The sequence below is a fragment of the Streptomyces sp. NPDC014907 genome, assembly GCF_055562975.1.
On record NZ_JBVHEG010000006.1, the window covers coordinates 238,858 to 254,785 of the forward strand.

At 73.6% G+C, this 15,928-nt stretch carries 14 protein-coding genes, 1 tRNA gene and 1 pseudogene; 8 read left to right on the forward strand and 8 right to left on the reverse strand.

The genetic code is table 11. The annotated features are described in order from the left end of the window. Positions 1–43: 43 nt before the first annotated feature. A tRNA-Gln gene (locus ACZ3IL_RS18830) sits at positions 44–115 on the reverse strand. A gap of 29 nt (positions 116–144) precedes the next feature. Next, positions 145–728: pseudogene (locus ACZ3IL_RS18835) on the reverse strand (hypothetical protein). Positions 729–857: 129 nt separating this feature from the next. On the opposite strand from ACZ3IL_RS18835, the gene ACZ3IL_RS18840 reads away from it, so the two are divergent. Beyond that, positions 858–2,210: a sensor histidine kinase gene (locus ACZ3IL_RS18840; protein ID WP_467391535.1), complete on the forward strand. Its 1,353-nt coding sequence runs from the start codon at positions 858–860 to the stop codon at positions 2,208–2,210. A 202-nt stretch (positions 2,211–2,412) separates the two neighbouring features. Here ACZ3IL_RS18840 and ACZ3IL_RS18845 read toward each other — a convergent pair whose 3' ends face one another. Next, a complete protein-coding gene (locus ACZ3IL_RS18845) occupies positions 2,413–2,904 on the reverse strand; it encodes an SUKH-3 domain-containing protein (protein WP_467391536.1) in 492 nt (163 codons plus the stop codon). A 10-nt stretch (positions 2,905–2,914) separates the two neighbouring features. Continuing rightward, positions 2,915–3,427, reverse strand: coding sequence for a YwqJ-related putative deaminase (locus tag ACZ3IL_RS18850; RefSeq protein WP_467391537.1), 513 nt, complete (start codon positions 3,425–3,427; stop codon positions 2,915–2,917). Positions 3,428–3,698: 271 nt separating this feature from the next. Here ACZ3IL_RS18850 and ACZ3IL_RS18855 point away from each other — a divergent pair, with 271 nt between their 5' ends. The 3 genes from ACZ3IL_RS18855 (at position 3,699) to ACZ3IL_RS18865 (ending at position 8,370) form a co-directional block, all read left to right on the forward strand. Next, on the forward strand, positions 3,699–4,697 hold the full coding sequence (locus ACZ3IL_RS18855) for an SMI1/KNR4 family protein (RefSeq protein ID WP_467391538.1): 999 nt from the start codon (positions 3,699–3,701) through the stop codon (positions 4,695–4,697). A gap of 7 nt (positions 4,698–4,704) precedes the next feature. Further along, the gene (locus ACZ3IL_RS18860) at positions 4,705–7,221 is read left to right on the forward strand and encodes an SUKH-4 family immunity protein (RefSeq protein ID WP_467391539.1); all 2,517 of its coding nucleotides are present in this window, start codon (positions 4,705–4,707) and stop codon (positions 7,219–7,221) included. A 141-nt stretch (positions 7,222–7,362) separates the two neighbouring features. Then, on the forward strand, positions 7,363–8,370 hold the full coding sequence (locus ACZ3IL_RS18865) for a cellulose-binding protein (RefSeq protein ID WP_467391540.1): 1,008 nt from the start codon (positions 7,363–7,365) through the stop codon (positions 8,368–8,370). A gap of 12 nt (positions 8,371–8,382) precedes the next feature. Here the strand turns inward: ACZ3IL_RS18865 and ACZ3IL_RS18870 are convergent, their stop codons facing one another. Further along, complete coding sequence (locus tag ACZ3IL_RS18870; RefSeq protein ID WP_467391541.1) at positions 8,383–8,871, reverse strand: ATP-binding protein; 489 nt, start codon at positions 8,869–8,871, stop codon at positions 8,383–8,385. A 114-nt stretch (positions 8,872–8,985) separates the two neighbouring features. Here ACZ3IL_RS18870 and ACZ3IL_RS18875 point away from each other — a divergent pair, with 114 nt between their 5' ends. Then, a complete protein-coding gene (locus tag ACZ3IL_RS18875; protein WP_467391542.1) occupies positions 8,986–9,834 on the forward strand; it encodes a helix-turn-helix domain-containing protein in 849 nt (282 codons plus the stop codon). Continuing rightward, on the forward strand, positions 9,831–10,019 hold the full coding sequence (locus ACZ3IL_RS18880) for a DUF397 domain-containing protein (RefSeq protein ID WP_467391543.1): 189 nt from the start codon (positions 9,831–9,833) through the stop codon (positions 10,017–10,019). The genes ACZ3IL_RS18875 and ACZ3IL_RS18880 overlap by 4 nt, the downstream gene beginning before the upstream one ends. Positions 10,020–10,051: 32 nt before the next feature. Here ACZ3IL_RS18880 and ACZ3IL_RS18885 read toward each other — a convergent pair whose 3' ends face one another. After that, a complete protein-coding gene (locus ACZ3IL_RS18885; RefSeq protein ID WP_467391544.1) occupies positions 10,052–11,611 on the reverse strand; it encodes an MFS transporter in 1,560 nt (519 codons plus the stop codon). Positions 11,612–11,802: 191 nt separating this feature from the next. Between ACZ3IL_RS18885 and ACZ3IL_RS18890 the strand changes: the two genes are divergently transcribed. Continuing rightward, positions 11,803–12,621 carry an ABC transporter ATP-binding protein gene (locus ACZ3IL_RS18890; protein WP_467391545.1) on the forward strand — a complete coding sequence of 273 codons (819 nt, stop codon included), beginning with the start codon at positions 11,803–11,805 and terminating at the stop codon, positions 12,619–12,621. Further along, the gene (locus ACZ3IL_RS18895) at positions 12,618–15,191 is read left to right on the forward strand and encodes an ABC transporter permease (RefSeq protein WP_467391546.1); all 2,574 of its coding nucleotides are present in this window, start codon (positions 12,618–12,620) and stop codon (positions 15,189–15,191) included. Before ACZ3IL_RS18890 ends, ACZ3IL_RS18895 begins: the two co-directional genes overlap by 4 nt. A 62-nt stretch (positions 15,192–15,253) precedes the next feature. Here the strand turns inward: ACZ3IL_RS18895 and ACZ3IL_RS18900 are convergent, their stop codons facing one another. Together ACZ3IL_RS18900 and ACZ3IL_RS18905 are read right to left on the reverse strand one after the other, a co-directional pair. Next, entirely contained in the window at positions 15,254–15,628 is a 375-nt protein-coding gene (locus ACZ3IL_RS18900; RefSeq protein WP_467391547.1) for a type II toxin-antitoxin system VapC family toxin, read from the reverse strand. Next, positions 15,625–15,891, reverse strand: coding sequence for a type II toxin-antitoxin system Phd/YefM family antitoxin (locus tag ACZ3IL_RS18905; RefSeq protein WP_467391548.1), 267 nt, complete (start codon positions 15,889–15,891; stop codon positions 15,625–15,627). The genes ACZ3IL_RS18900 and ACZ3IL_RS18905 overlap by 4 nt, the downstream gene beginning before the upstream one ends. Between the last annotated feature and the right edge of the window lie 37 nt (positions 15,892–15,928).

Here is a 15,928-nt window from a genome sequence, read left to right on the forward strand (position 1 = left end):
GGCGCGGGTCCCGGCCGTGGAGGCCGGGACCCGCGTCGTGCAGCTCCCCTGCCAGGACTCGAACCCGGACATAGGGCACCAAAAGCCCCAGTGCTGCCAATTACACCACAGGGGATGGCGTATAGGGCCAAAACGGACATGCTGTCAGTCCCGTGCCCTGGCGGCCTCTACTATGCCGTACCAGGCCCCTTCCATGCGACGGTAAAGCTCCGAGCCTCCCGTGACGTAAACGACGAGACATCCCCGGTACGCCTCCCTGGTGTTCTTCCGGACGGTCCGGGGGTTGTGGCGCTTCAGGGTGGTCCTCTAGAACGTCGAGCCGTCGGCCCCGGTCGGTTCCGCCCAGAACCTCTCGGCCTCCGCGACGTCCGCGTGCTCGTGGATGCCGACCCGGAAGCGCAGCCGGTCGGGCGTGACGCCCAGGAGGTCCAGCCACCGCAGGTAGAGGGCGATGACGTTCGGATCGCTGTTGACGAACTGGAGGATCTCGCGCCGCCCGTACGGCTTGTCCTCGGTGCCCTCGGCCCAATAGAGCGCGACCCCGGCGATGAAAAGCTCCCGGTCCGCTCCGGCGCGGGCTCGCCCTTCACCGGGCGGTGGAGGAGGTCGTTGTTGTGGACCTTCAGGCGGTCGCGGATCTGGCGGAGGCTGAGGCCCTCGCGCCGGAGGGCGACGGCCTGTTCCCGCAGGCCGTCGAAGTCGGCGTACCGGCTCGTCTCGGTTGTCATGCGAACACTTTCGTCCGGAATGCGGACGTCCGGGTCGAAAGTCCTGTCGATTCAGCAGTTCGAGGGACTGGCGTGCGCATCGTTGACGAGGGGCGTGTCGGGGAGGGGCCCGCCCGTAGGGTGGTGGGCATGACCGCAACGGGGGCAGACCGGGACGCCACGGGCGTCGGAAACAGGTGGTGGGGAAGACGGCGCAGCGCCGTCCTGGACATCGGGCTCGCCGTGGTGTCCGCGCTGGAGTGCGGGCTCGAAGGGGTCGAGTTCGCGGAGAAGGCGGGGCCGCCGGTGCCCGTCGGGGTGGTCTTCGGGCTGCTCGTCGGCTCCGTGCTGGTGGTGCGCCGCCGCAGGCCCATCGCCGTCGTCCTCGTCTCGATCGCCGTCGCGCCCGCCGAGATGGGCTTCCTGATGGGGATCGTCGGGCTGTACACGCTCGCCGCGTCCGACGTGCCGCGCCGGGTCACCGTCCTGCTGGCCGGGATGTCCACGACGGCCGTGTTCGTCGTGACGATGACGGGGCTGCGGCAGGACGTCCTCCAGGCCGACGTCGACCAGCGGGAATTCGATCCGAGCGGCTGGTACGTGCCGAGCACGGCGCTCCTGGTGACCCTCGGGCTCAACGCGCCGCCGCTGTTCTTCGGCCTCTACATAGGGGCGCGGCGCCGGCTCATGGAGAGCCTGCGGGAGCGGGCCGACAGCCTGGAGCAGGAGCTGTCGCTGCTCGCGGACCGGGCCGAGGAGCGGGCCCAGTGGGCGCGGCAGGAGGAGCGGACGCGGATCGCCCGCGAGATGCACGACGTGGTGGCGCACCGGGTGTCGCTGATGGTGGTGCACGCGGCGGCGCTCCAGGCGGTCGCCCTGAAGGACCCGCAGAAGGCGGTGAAGAACGCGGCGCTCGTCGGCGACATGGGCCGGCAGGCGCTGACGGAGCTGCGGGAGATGCTGGGCGTGCTGAGGGAGGGGGCCGTTCCGGCCGGTCCGGCGGCGGTGCCGCTGGCGGCGGTCGGCCGGGCCGCCGCGGCGGCGGCGGAGGCCGCCGCGGACGACGGGCCGTGCCTGGACGCGCTGGACGCGCTGTGCGAGCAGTCGCGGCTCGCGGGGGCGGCCGTGGAGTTCGTGGTGACGGGGGAGGTGTGCGCGTATCCGCCGGAGGTGGAGCGGACGGCGTACCGGGTGGTGCAGGAGGCGCTGACCAACGTCCACAAGCACGCGGCGGGCGCCGAGGTCGTGGTGCGGCTGGCCCACCGGGGGTCGGAGGTCGCGATGCAGGTGGAGAACGGTCCGTGCCCGTCGGACGCGGGGGCCGCCGACGTGCGGCTGCCGAGCGGGGGGAACGGGCTCGTGGGGATGCGGGAGCGGGTGTCCCGGCTGGGCGGGGTGTTCGTGTCGGGGCCGACCGACGCGGGGGGCTTCAAGGTGTCGGCGGTCCTGCCGGCCGCCCCCGGGGGACCCGCCGCCTCCGGCGCGGGCCCGGACGCGCCGTAGGGCGCGGACCGGGAGTTCCGGCGGTCGGCCGCCTGTCGGCCCGCCGGCCCGCCGTCCGGCGGCGCCCGGCACGGCTTCCGGCCCGGTCCCGTCCCTCGTCCGGCCCCGTTCCTCGTCCGGCCCCGTTCCTCGGGCGGCCCGCCCCCGTACGGCTCTACCGCTCCCGGCCCCCGCCCCGTCCGGACCGCGCCCCGCGACGCCGCTAGCCGGCCGTCAGGCGGGTCGGTCGTGCCCCCGTGACCAGCGTCGACAGGGCCGCGTCGATGTCCTTGCCGAGGTACCAGTCGCCCGCGTGGTCGAGGCCGTAGACGCGGCCCTCCGCGTCCATCGCCAGGACGGCCCGGTGGTCGCCCTCCTCCCCGAGGGGGGCGAGTTCCGTCTCCAGGGCGCGGCCGAGGTCGGCGAGGGTGCGGCAGAGGTGGAGGCCGGCGAGCGGGTCGAAGCGCACGGCGGCGGGCGCTATCTGGCGGCCGTGGCCGGGGGTGGTGATCCGCAGGCCGCCGAACTCGGCCCAGGCCTCGACGACGGCGGGGAAGACGCTGTGGCGGTGCCCGGTGGGGGAGACGTGGGCGCGCAGGGCGTCGGCCCACTCCTCGGCGCGTGCGATGTCCCAGCGGCCGGGCTGCCAGCCGGCCTCGCGGAGGGCGGCGTCGACGTTGACCGGGAAGCGGGTGGTGCTGAGGTGGTCGGGCATGGGGATGCGGTCAGCCGTTCTCGACAGGCGTGGTGGGGTCGACGGCGCGGACGCCGAAGTGGGCGAGCATCGCCGTACAGGAGCGGCAGGGCGGCGCGTAGTTTCCGTGCAGCGGGTCGCCGTCCTCGCGGATGTGCCGGGCGGTGAGCTTGGCGTGGCGGAGGGAGCGGCGGGCCTCGCCGTGGGTGAGCGGTTTGCGCTGGGCGCGCTTGGAGCGTCCGTTCTCGACGGCGGTGAGGTGCCGGGAGAGCAGGATGGCCTCGGGGCAGCGGCCGGTGAACCGTTCGCGCTGGCCGGTGGTGAGGGTGTCCAGGAAGTCCTGGACGAGGGGGTGCAGCACCGGGGGCCGGTCGCCGCGGCCCGCCGTTCCGGTGAGTGTCTCCCCGCGCACGGAGAGTGCGGCCCCGACGGTGGGAAGGATTCCGTCGCGGCGGTGGCGCAGTGCGGGCGCGCGCGTGGCGTCGGCGCTGCCGCTCCAGTTGAGGCGTGGGTCACCCTGTGTGGGCGTTGTCGCTGTGTGCATGGTGCTGGTCTTCCCCTCCTGCAATCCCCCGAGTTGCGTGGACAGCCTGCCAAACAGGGAGCCACATGGGGAAGCTGGGGCGGCTGAACGTGTGGTCGGTGTGTCGGAATCATGGTGTGACTGTCATGGGGGCGTGACGGTTGGTGACCGGGGGATCGGGCAGGTCCGGGCTCTTGTGGCACCGCATAGGCTGTGCGGCATCAGTCGGCGGTGGTGAGTGCCCCGGCTGTCGGTAGCAGCAGTCAGCGACGCCATGCAGGGGGCAACCGCCATGACGACAGGTCGGCTCGGGCAGGACACCGCGCCACCGAACGCGGCCTATGCCGGGCAGGTCGTGCACTTCCCGGACCCGGTCCGTGCTTCCCGGCATCCCCGGGGGGTGCGGGTGGACGCGCGGGGGTATCCGGACTTCTCGCCGTACGCGCGCGCGGCGGCGGAGATCGCGGACCCGCCGGAGGGTTTCGGCGTCGACGAGCTGCGGCTGACGGACTACGTGTCGGCGAACGCGGCGATGGCGGCGACCGGTCATGAGCTGTGGGACACGATTCCGCCGGTGGCGACGCCGCACGGCTGGACGTGGCACCACGTGGCGGGCGGCCGGCGGATGGAGCTGGTGCCGGTCGAGGTGAAGGCGCTGTTGCGGCACCACGGCGGGATCGCGACGGCGGCCGTGGACCACGCGAAGCGGGGGACGCGTCCGCTGCAGGAGACGCGGCCGGCGCACTTCGGGCTGCCGAAGGGGCAGGTGGCGGTGTCGGAGCAGCAGCTCCAGGGCGTCGAGGAGGACCTGGGCTACCGGCTTCCGGGGGCGTACCGCTCGTTCCTGAAGGCGGCGGGCGGCTGCGCCCCGGTGGGGGCGGCGCTGGACGCGGAGCTGGGGCTCCTGGTGGACCAGCCGTTCTTCACGGTGCGGGAGGAGGCCGGGATCAACGACCTCGTGTACGTGAACAAGTGCCTCCGTGACCACCTGACGAAGGACTACCTGGGCGTCGCGTTCGTGCAGGGCGGTCTGATCGCCCTGAAGGTGCGCGGTGACGCGGTCGGTTCGGTGTGGTTCTGCGCGTACGACGACGCGCGGGACGCCGGCGAGGTGGCGGCCGGCTGGACGGTGGGCGAGCGGGTGGAGCGGTTGCTGCTGCCCTGCGGCGCGGACTTCGACGCGTTCCTCCAGCGGCTCGCGGGCAATCCGCCGGAGCTGGAGACGGTGGCGAACCTGATGGTGGACGGCGGCTTCGCGCGCGCCGTTCCCGTGGTCCCGGTGGGGGAGTGAGCTGGCTGTGGTGACGTTCGCACAGGCGCAGGAGCGCGCCGAGGAGTGGATCAACGGCGATCTGCCGGGCTATCAGCACCGTGAGGTGCGGGTGCGGGAGTTCGAGCTGGGGTTCGTGGCGTGGGCGGAGGACCGCGAGGGCGGTCCGACGTCGGACGGCGGGCGCCAGCGGCTCGTGATCGCGCGGGACAGCGGTGAGGCGACGCTGTGGCCGGGGCTGCCGGTGGGAGAGGTGATCCGGCGGTACGAGGAGGAGTACGGGGCGGCGGACGAGGTGCCGGCCCAGGAGGCGGTGCCCGCGGCCCGGATCGATCTGAACCAGACGTCGTTCCTGCTGACTCCTCCGGAGTGGCTGCAGGACGCGGCGGACAAGATCGGGCTGCCGAAGGAGGAGTCGCACGCGTCGCAGGAGGACGCGAGCGCGTCGGGGTCGGTGGACGACGTGTCGGACGCGGTGGGGCCGGCGGTGCCTTCCGTCTCGTCCGCCTCCTCCGTCTTGTCCGACGCGTCCGACGCGTCCGACGTGTCGGAGGGGTCGGCGGCCCCGGGTGGGGCGGGGGCGCCGGAGAGCGTGCCCGGTCCCGGTTCCGGTTCCGGTGAGGACGACGGGTACGAGCCGACCGCGATGGACGGGGTCCCGGCGTCGTCTCCGGCGTCTCCGGTCGTGCCTTCCGCGCCCGCCGACAGTCCCTGGGTGGACGCGAACGCGAGTTCCGGTGGCGCCGACGGGGCGGTGCCGCTGCCCGCGACCGTCTTCGCGCCGCCGCTGTCGGGGGCGGACGACGAGGACGCCCCGCCGCCGTCGGTGGGCGCGGACGCGCCGACCGCCCTGATGAAGGGGGGCAGCGCGCTGCCCCCGACGGCCATCGCGCCCCGGCTCGACCCGGCCGCGCCGCCCCTGCCGGACTACATGGTGTCGGCCCCGTCCGCGCCCCTCGTCGCGCCGGCCCCGTCCGGTCCGGGCGTCTCGCCGCTTCCGCCGCCGCCCGCCCCCGCGTCCCCGGCGCCGGGTGCCGGGGACATCGCGGACGCCGCGACGAGCAAGGCCGCGCTGCCGCCGAAGGGCGGTCGCGGTCCGGTGGGTCCGCCGCCCCCGCCGGGTGCCCCGGGTGTTCCGGGCGCTTCGGGTCCGGCCTCGGGTGCCGGTGCGTACATTCCGACGCAGCTGGTCTCGCGGCTCGGCCCCGACGGACCCCAGCCGCCCGGCGCGCCGTCCGCGCCGTCCGCGCCGGCCCCGCCCGGTCCGCCGCCCGCGCCCGCTCCGCCGGGTCCCGTGACGCCGCCGCAGCCCGTGCACCACGCGGCGACGATGCTGGCGCACCCGGGGCCGTCCGGTCCGGGGGCGCCGCCGCCCCCGCCCCCGCCGCCGGGTGTTCCCGGCACGCCCCCGGGCGGCATCGCTCACGCGGCGACGATGCTGGCGCACCCCGGTCCGGGTGCTCCGCCGCCCCCGCCCGCTCCGGCGCCGCCGGTGGGCGGGCACACGCCGCCGCCCGTGCCGGGACCCGGTCCCGTGCCTCCCGCGTACGGGTATCCGCAGCAGCCTCCGGGGCAGCCGACGGTCGGTCCCGGCTACCAGGCGGTGCTGCGCTACCGGGCGCCCGACGGTTCCGAGGCGCAGATCATCCGGCGTTCGGCGCCGGGCACCCCGCACCCGGAGTGGCAGATCCTGCACGAGCTGCGCGCGATGAACGTGCCGCCGCAGCAGGTCCTGGAGCTGCACACGGAGCTGGAGTCCTGTGAGCTGCCGGGCGGCTACTGCGCGCGGATGATCCGGGAGACGTGGCCGCAGGCGCGGATCACGAGCATCGCCCCGTACGGACGTGATCACGCGGGCCGGCAGCAGGGGATGCGGCAGCTCCTGACCCATCAGGGCGAGCTGCACCAGGTCGCGGACGGTCCGGCGCGGCCCGCTCCGGTGCGGGCGCCGCTGCCGCCGGTGCAGCCGCTGCCCCCGGTGCCGCCGGAGGCGGTCGCGCAGGAGCTGGCGGGGGCGTTCGGTCCGGGCATCCTCCGGTTCGACCAGCGGGCGGTGTCCCGGCAGGGCGTGCCGGAGCTGGTGGCGCGCACGCTGGTGTGGGCGGGGCTTCCGGCGGACTTCGGTCCGTTCTTCTGGGCGCAGCCCGCGGTGCCGGTGGTGCCGACGCTGGCCGAGCTGGCGGCGCAGCGGCAGGTGCGGGCGGCGTCGGACGCGAGTTCGTACCTGGTGCTCGGCTCGGACTTCGGGCGGGCGCTGTGCGTCCAGTACGGGACCGCGCACATCGTGGCGGTGCCGGTGGAGGCCGGCCCGGACGGGCAGCCGGTGCCGCCGCAGTTCGTGAACACCGGGCTTCCGGAGTTCACGCGGTCGATGGCGCTGCTCGGCCGGATGTGGCGGCTGCGGTTCGGGCTGAACCCGGAGCAGGCGGGCCGCTGGACGGTGGACTTCCAGGCGCAGCTGGCGATGCTGGACCCGGCGGCGCTGGCGTCGCCGGAGAACTGGTGGTCGGTGCTGCTGGAGCAGATGTGGGACGGTCTGCTGTAGGCCGCTCTGCCAGAGGCCACTCTTGACAGAAATTGAGCAGAATGTGATGAAAGGCGCTCGGCGTGCGTGCACGTTGGGCGCCTTTTGTCCGTTCTTATGAAGCATCCTGGACGTTCGGGCCACAGGGAAGGGACATCAGGGATGAGTTTCGCTGTCGGACGAGGACGGGGGTACCGCCCCGAGCAGGTCGACCGTTTCTTCGCCGGACTCTCCGGGGAGCGCGACGCCGCCTGGGAGCGGGTGGAGCGGCTCACCGCCCTCGTGGAGGAGCGGGAGGCGGAACTCGCCCGGCTCCGCGAGACCGCCGAGGCACTGCCGCCGCAGCGGTACGAGTCGCTGGGCGAGGCGGCGCAGAAGATCCTGGAGCTGGCGGAACAGGAGGACGAGAGGCTCGTCCGCGCCGCCGAGGCCGACGCGCAGGCCTTCGCGGAGGCGGCCGACGCGGCCGCCCGGGAGACGACGGAGTCGGCGCGGGCGTACGCGGAGGGGGTCCGCGAGGCGGCGGAGACGCGGGCCCGCGCGACCCTGGACGCGGCCCGCGAGCGGGCCGGGAAGCTGGCGGCGGAGGCGCGCCGCGAGGCCGAGGAGCTGCGGACGGCGGCGCGGGAGACGTTCGAGGAGACCGAGCGGCGCGCGGCGGAACTCCTGGAGGAGCAGCGGGCCGGGCAGAAGAAGCTGCGGGAGCAGGCCGAGCACGAGGAGCAGGCGCGCGCGGCCGAGCAGGAGGCCCGCCACGAGGAACTGTTCGCCCGCGCGGAGGGCCGGCTCGCGGAGGCGCGGAGGTTCCTGGCGAAGACCGAGGAAGAGGCCAGGCACGGCCAGGAGGACGCCGAGGCGAAGGCGGCGGAGCTGCTCACCGGGGCCCGCCTGAAGGCCGAGCGGATCGAACGCGCCACGGAACGGGTCCTGCGGGAGCACGAGGAGGCGCGGGACGAGATCCACGCGCACATGGAGCACATCCGCAACTCGCTGGCGGCCCTGACGGGCAAGCCCCCGGCCCCGGAACCGGTGGCGGAACCGGCCCCGGAACCGGCGGCGGAGTCCGGTCCGGAGCAGGCCCGGGAGGACCGGAAGGCCCAGCAGGCCCAGCAGGCCCGGGAAACCCAGGAGACCCGGGACGGCGGTTCCCGGGCCGACGGGAAGGGCTGATCCCGGGGTCCCTCAGGTCAGGGCGCACTCCGCCCACACCGTCTTTCCCGGCGCTCCGGGCCGGGGACACCAGCCCCAGCGGTCGGCGAGCCCGTCGACGAGCAGCAGCCCCCGGCCCCCGTCCGCGAGTTCCGGACCGGGGCCGGGGAGCCGTCCGGGCCGGGGCGGCACGCGCTCGGCGCGGGTGTCGCCCACCTCGATCCGCGCGACGGGCCGGGGACGCTCCGTGATCCGCAGCAGCAGGTGGAAGTCCCGCCCCGGCACGTGCCCGTGCCGCACCGCGTTCGCCGTCAGCTCGGCCGCGACCAGGACGACGGTCTCGTGCGGCCCGGTCCCGTAGGGGACGCCCCACTCGTCCAGCCGGACGCCGACCAGCCGGCGGGCGAGCCGGGCGCCCCGGGGCGTCGACGTGAAACGCAGGCCGAAAGTCCTGTTGTTCAAATATGGGGACTCGGCCACGAGTTGAGTGGTGACCGTGGGGTCGCCGTTGTTGCTCGTCATGCCTGCCAAGATCCTCCCGGTGGCGTAGCGTGACCAGTGGTGACGCACCGACGCCGCTGGCTTGTACGTGGCGGCCACGGCGCTGGTACGAGGCAGTGGTGAGAGGCGGGTGGGATGCTGGAGGAGCAACCTGAACGGGCGGGTGCGGCACCGCTTCCAGGGGCCGGCCAAGGCATCGCGGTGGCATTCGGGAAGACCCTGAAGACGCTGCGGACGAGGGCGGGACTGGAGCGGGAGGAGTTGGGCAGACGGCTCGGTTACTCGGCCTCGACCATCGCATCATTCGAACAGGGGCGGAGGATTCCGTCGTCGCGCACGGTCGAACAGACGGATGACGTCTTGAATGCCGACGGATTGCTCTCGGTGTGGAAGGGGCAGTTGGACAAGGCCCAGTACCCGGCGGGCTTCCAGGGCTTGGTGGAGCTGGAGAAGACGGCGATCGAGCTCCTCCATTACGACAAGTTCTTGGTCAGCGGCCTGCTGCAGACCGAGGAGTACATGCGGGCGTTGTTCGCGATGCGCCGTCCTCTTTTGGATCCGGAGACCGTGGAGCGGCGGGTTGCGTCCCGGCTGGCCCGCCAGAGCGCCGTTTTCGGTCGGCGTCCCGAACCGCTCAGCAGCTTCGTTCTGGACGAGACGGTGCTGCGGCAGCGGTACGGCGGTAAACAGGTCCTGCGCGGACAGCTCGAACACCTGCTTCTGATCGGGCAACAGCCGCACATCGACATTCAGGTCATGCCGCTCGAATGCGAGGAGAACGCCGGCATGGGCGGTCCTTTTACGATCGCCACGCGGAAGGACGGCAAGCAGTTCCTTTACTTCGAGGCGACGCACCAGATGACGCTGGTGAACGAACCGGAGAACGCCACCGTCGCCGCCGTGCGTTACGGGGTCATCCGCTCACAGGCTCTCGCCCCCCGAGAGTCCCTTGAATTCATCGAGAAGTTGGTGGGAGAGCTATGAACACCACGGAATCCCTCGCCTGGTTCAAGAGCAGCCACAGCGGCGGCGACGGCGGCCAGTGCGTCGAGGTCGCCGCCGGTGCGGGAGCCGTGCACGTCCGTGACTCGAAGGACGTGGCCCGGCCGGCCCTCCGGGTCTCGCGCGACGCGTGGGCCGGGTTCGTCGGGCTCGCCTCGGCGGAGTAGTACAGCCCCCGCCCGTACGCGTTCGTACGCGCTCAGTCCTCGCGCCCCGCCGCCTCCTTCAGTACCGGGAAGCGGCGGGGCGCGAGGGTGAGCAGGACCAGGAGGGCCAGGGCCGCCGCGCCCGCCGCGCCCAGGTGGACGTAGTCCACCGCCGCGTCGACCGCGCGCCGCAGCGTGTCCGCCGTCGCGGGCGGCAGGGACCCGGGGGAGTCCAGGGCGCGGGCCAGGGCGTCCAGGTCGCCGTCGCCGCCGAGGCGGGCGGCGAGGACGCCGTTGGCGACGGCGCCGAAGACGGCCGCGCCGACGCTCTGGCCGACCTGGCGGCAGAAGAGGACGGACGCGGTGGTCGTGCCCCGCTCCCCGTAGGGGACGGTCGACTGGACGCCGACGATCAGCGGCAGCTGGAAGAGGCCGAGGGCCGCGCCGAGCAGCAGCATGAGCAGCGCGGGCTGCCAGGGCTCCCCGGGGTACGGCAGGAGGGGGAAGGCGAGCAGGACGAGGAGCGCGCCGGAGATGCCGAGGATCGCGGTGCGGCGGAAGCCGACGCGGGTGTAGACCCGGTTCGAGAGCGCCGCGCTGACGGGCCAGCTCAGGGTCATCACGGACAGGACGAACCCGGCCGCGATCGGCCCCAGGCCCAGGACGGACTGGGCGTACGTGGGCAGGAAGACGGTCGGGGCGACCATGAGCAGGCCGAGGGCGCCCAGGGCGAGGTTGACGGCGGCGATCGTGCGGCGGCGCCAGATCCACCCGGGGATGATCGGTTCGGCGGCGCGCCGCTCCACGAGGACGGTCACGGCGCCGAGGGCGGCCGCCGCGCCGAGGAGCCCGAGGGACGGTGCCGAGAGCCAGGGCCAGGCGACGCCGCCCTGGACGAGGGCGGTGAGGAGCAGGGCGCCGGTCGCGAAGACGCAGAGGGCGCCGGCCCAGTCGACCCGTACGCGTGCGCGGGGCGCGGTGCGGGCCGGTTCCACCAGGTGCCGGTGGATCAGCCACAGGGCGACCAGGCCGACGGGCAGGTTGATCAGGAAGATCCAGCGCCAGTCGGCGTAGCCGGCGAGGAGCCCGCCGGCCGCCGGGCCCGCGACGGAGGAGGCGGCCCAGACGGAGGAGAGCCGCGCCTGGATCTTCGGCCGCTCCTCCAGCGGGTACAGGTCGGCGGCGATCGTCTGGATCGTGCCCTGGAGGGCGCCGCCGCCGAGGCCCTGGACGACCCGGAAGGCGATGAGGGACGCCATGTTCCAGGCGGCGGCGCACAGCAGGGAGCCGATCAGGAAGAGGACGACGCCGGCGACGAGGACCGGTTTGCGGCCGAAGGTGTCGCTGAGCTTCCCGTACACCGGCAGGGTGACGGTGACGGCGAGCAGGTAGCCGGAGAACAGCCAGGAGAAGACGGCGAGCCCGCCGAGGTCCCCGACGATCTGGGGGACGGCGGTGGAGACGATCGTGCCGTCGAGGGCGGCGAGTCCCATCCCGAGCATGAGGGCGGCGACGACGGGTCTCCGGCGTTCCGGTGCGCGGCCGCCGTCCGCGGCCGGTCCGGCGGTCGCCGGCGGGGGCGTCCCGGCCGGTGTCGTGGAGGGCTCGGACACGGCGGCTTTCCTTTCTTCGTACACCTAAATGCTCGCGGGACAGCGTGCCACTCGCACCACGGGCGGAGAAGCCCCTAGGGGTTCCTCCCCCATAGGGGCCAGGGGCCGGTCGTACCGCTGGAGGAGGAGAAATCCCTTCCCCGTTCCTTAAGTTGAACTTACAAACCCATCGCCTCCCCGAGGAGAGAAACGTGACCACGGCTGTGACCATCCCCAAGCACGGGGGTACGGGAGGGAGTACGGCCGTCGCCGCGCGGGCGCGTCAGGTCGTCAAGGCGTACGGCAGCGGGGAGACCCGCGTCGTCGCGCTCGACTCCGTCGACGTCGACATCGCCCGGGGACGGTTCACCGCGATCATGGGGCCCTCGGGCTCCGGCAAGTCCACCCTGATGCACTGCCTCGCCGGGCTCGACACCGTGACCAGCGGGCAGATCTTCCTGGACGAGACCGAGATCACCGGCCTCAAGGACAAGAAGCTCACCCGGCTCCGTCGGGACCGGATCGGCTTCATCTTCCAGGCGTTCAACCTGCTGCCGACCCTGAGCGCGATCGAGAACATCACGCTCCCGATGGACATCGCCGGCCGCAGACCGGACGCCGACTGGCTGCGCCGCGTCGTGGACACCGTCGGCCTGTCCGAGCGGCTGAAGCACCGGCCGAACGAACTCTCCGGCGGCCAGCAGCAGCGCGTGGCCGTGGCCCGCGCGCTCGCCGCCCGGCCCGAGATCATCTTCGGGGACGAGCCGACCGGAAACCTCGACTCGCGGGCCGGCGCCGAGGTCCTGGGCTTCCTGCGCACCTCCGTGGACGAGCTGGGGCAGACGATCGTCATGGTCACCCACGATCCGGTCGCCGCCTCCTACGCCGACCGCGTCCTCTACCTCGCGGACGGAAGGATCGTGGACGAGATGGAGCGGCCCACCGCCGAGGCCGTCCTCGACCGGATGCGCCTCTTCCCCGGGGGGAACCCCCGGACCCCCGACTCCGACGCGCGGGGACGGACCTCGTGACCGTCCTCAAGACCTCGCTGCGCAACTTCCTCGCGCACAAGGGCCGCATGGCGCTCTCCGCCGTCGCCGTCCTCCTCTCCGTCGCCTTCGCCGCCGGGACCCTCGTGTTCACGGACACGATGAACACGACGTTCGACAAGCTCTTCGCCACCACCGCCTCCGACGTCACCATCAGCCCCCGGGGCGCGGCGTCCGACACCGAGATCCCGCGGACCGGCCGGCCCGAGACCCTTCCCGCCTCCCTCCTCGGGCGGGTCGCGGGGACCAGGGGCGTCCAGGACGCGCGGGGCGCGGTCGTCTCGCTGGGCGTCACCGTCGTGGACGCCGGGAACAAGAACGTCGGGCCGACCGGCGGCGCCCCGACGATCGCCGGCAACTGGACGCCGAACGAGCTGCGTTCGGTGGAGATGGCCTCCGGCCACGAACCGCGCGGCCCCACCGACGTCGTCGTGGACGGCGCCACCGCCGAGAAGCACGGCCTGAAGCTCGGCGACGCGCTGCGGACCATCTCCGTCACCGGTGACTTCACCGCGAGGATCTCCGGCATCGTCGACTTCAAGGTCACCAACCCGGGCGCCACCGTCGTCTACTTCGACACCGCCACCGCCCAGCGCGAACTCCTCGGCCGCGAAGGGCTCTTCACCCAGATCTCGGTCGACGCGAAGCCCGGCGTGAGCGACGACGCCCTCAAGGCGGACCTCGCCGCCGCCCTCGGGGGCGGCTACGAGCTCCGGACGGCCGCCGAGACCGCCGACGCGGGCCGCGAGGAGATGGCCGGCTTCCTCGACGTGATGCGGTACGCGATGCTCGGCTTCGCCGGGATCGCCTTCCTCGTCGGCATCTTCCTCATCGTCAACACCTTCTCCATGCTGGTCGCCCAGCGCACCCGCGAGATCGGCCTCATGCGGGCCATCGGGTCGAGCCGCCGCCAGGTGAACCGTTCCGTCCTCGTCGAGGCGCTGCTCCTCGGCCTGACCGGATCGGTCGCCGGAGTCGCCGCGGGCGTCGGCCTCGCCGTCGGCCTGATGAAGCTGATGTCCGCCGTGGGCATGGAACTGTCCACCGGCGACCTCACCGTGAAGTGGACGACCCCGGTCGTCGGCCTCGTCCTCGGCGTCGTCGTCACCGTCGCCGCCGCCTACGTCCCGGCCCGCCGCGCGGGCAGGATCTCCCCGATGGCCGCCCTCCGCGACGCGGGCACCCCCGCCGACGGCCGGGCCGGCCGGGTGCGGGCCACCCTCGGCCTCGTCCTCACGGCCGCCGGGGCGGCCGCCCTCGTGACCGCCGCCCGCGCCGGGGAGGCCGCCCCCGGCTCCGCCTGGCTCGGCCTCGGCATCGTCCTCTCCCTCCTCGGCTTCGTCGTCGTCGGCCCGCTCCTCGCGGGCGGGGTGGTCCGCGTCCTCGGCGCCGTCGTCCTGCGGGCCTTCGGGCCGGTCGGCCGGATGGCCGAGCGCAACGCCCTGCGCAACCCGCGCCGCACCGGCGCCACCGGCGCCGCCCTGATGATCGGCCTCGCGCTCGTCGCCTGCCTGTCGGTGGTCGGCTCGTCCATGGTGGCCTCCGCCACCGAGGAACTGGACCGCTCGGTCGGCGCCGACTTCATCGTCCAGTCCGGCACCGGGCAGCCGGTCGTGCCGCAGGTGCGGGCCGCCCTGGCGAAGGTCCCGGGCCTCGACCACGTCACCGAGTACAAGCGGATCGACGCCACCGTGACCGACCCGCGCGGCGGGAAGGCCGTGGAGAGCCTGGCCGCCGCCGACCCGTCGTACGCGCGGGACCTGCGCCGGGAGACCACGGCGGGCCGGCTCGAGGACGCCTACGGGCCGGACGCCATGTCCGTCGGCAGCGACTACGCCGCCGGCCACGGGGTGAAGACCGGTGACGTGCTGACCGTCGCCTTCAAGGGCGGCGGGACGGCCAGGCTCAGGGTCGCGGCGATCACGGCGGACACCGGCAGCGTCGACAAGGGGGCGATGTACACCAGCATCGCCACCGCCGCCCGGTACCTGCCCGCCGACCGCGTGCCGCAGAGCCTGCTGCTCTTCGCCGCCGCGAAGGACGGGCAGGAGGCGCGGGCCTACCAGGACCTCAAGGACGCCCTCGCGCCGTACCCGCAGTACAAGGTCAGCAACCAGGCCGACTACAAGGAGGAGCTGCGGGACCAGATCGGACAGCTCCTGAACATCGTGTACGGGCTCCTCGCCCTGGCGATCGTCGTCGCGGTCCTCGGCGTCGTGAACACCCTGGCCCTGTCGGTGGTCGAGCGGACCCGGGAGATCGGCCTCATGCGGGCCGTCGGCCTCTCCCGCCGCCAGCTCCGCCGCATGATCCGCCTGGAGTCCGTGGTCATCGCCCTCTTCGGCGCCCTCCTCGGCCTCGGCCTGGGCATGGGCTGGGGCGCCGCCGCCCAGAAGCTCCTGGCCCTGGAGGGCCTGGGCGTCCTGGACATCCCCTGGCCGACCATCCTGACCGTCTTCGCCGGATCGGCCTTCGTGGGCCTCTTCGCGGCCCTGGTCCCGGCGTTCCGGGCGGGCCGGATGAACGTCCTGAACGCGATCGCGAGCGAGTAGCGGCGCGGAACCCGTACGGCCCCGGTGCGCGCGCACCGGGGCCGTACGGCCGTCCGGACCGCTCAGACGGTGAGGACGGGCACGTCGTAGAGGGGGATGCGCTTGTCCCGGGTCACGAGCGTGAGCCCCTCGGTCTGCGCCTGGGCGACCAGTATCCGGTCGAAGGGGTCGCGGTGGTGGGGCGGGAGCCGGCCGGCGCGGAGGCCGTGCAGGCCGGTGATCGGGAGCTGCCTCAGCTGGCAATCGCGTGCCAGCTCCGGCAGCCCGGCCGGTCCGTCGAGCTTGCCGAGCGCCTGCTTGACGGAGAGTTCCCAGGGGGTGACGGCGCTGACGTACGCCTGCTCCTCCGTGTCGAGCAGGTCCTTGACGTCGTCGGAGAGCTGCGAGGAGTCGAGCAGCCACCAGATGACGACGTGCGTGTCGACGAGCAGCTTCACTCCGCGGTGCCTTCCCGGCCGAGTCCGAACGCCTCGGCGAAGCCGGGGTCGTCGGAGATGTCGTCGAAGTCCTCGTGGAGGACGACGGGCGCGGTGAGGGAGCCCCGGGCGGTGCGCCGGACCTTCCCCCGGAGCGGGATCACCTTCGCCACCGGTTCCCCGGACTTGCTGATGATCACCTCCTCGCCGGTCGCGACCGCCTCCAGGATCTTGGAGAAGTGGGTCTTCGCCTCGTGGACGTTGTACTGCCGGGCTGCTTCCATCGCGGCCTCTCACGGCTGGGCGGAGCTGGGTGGACTA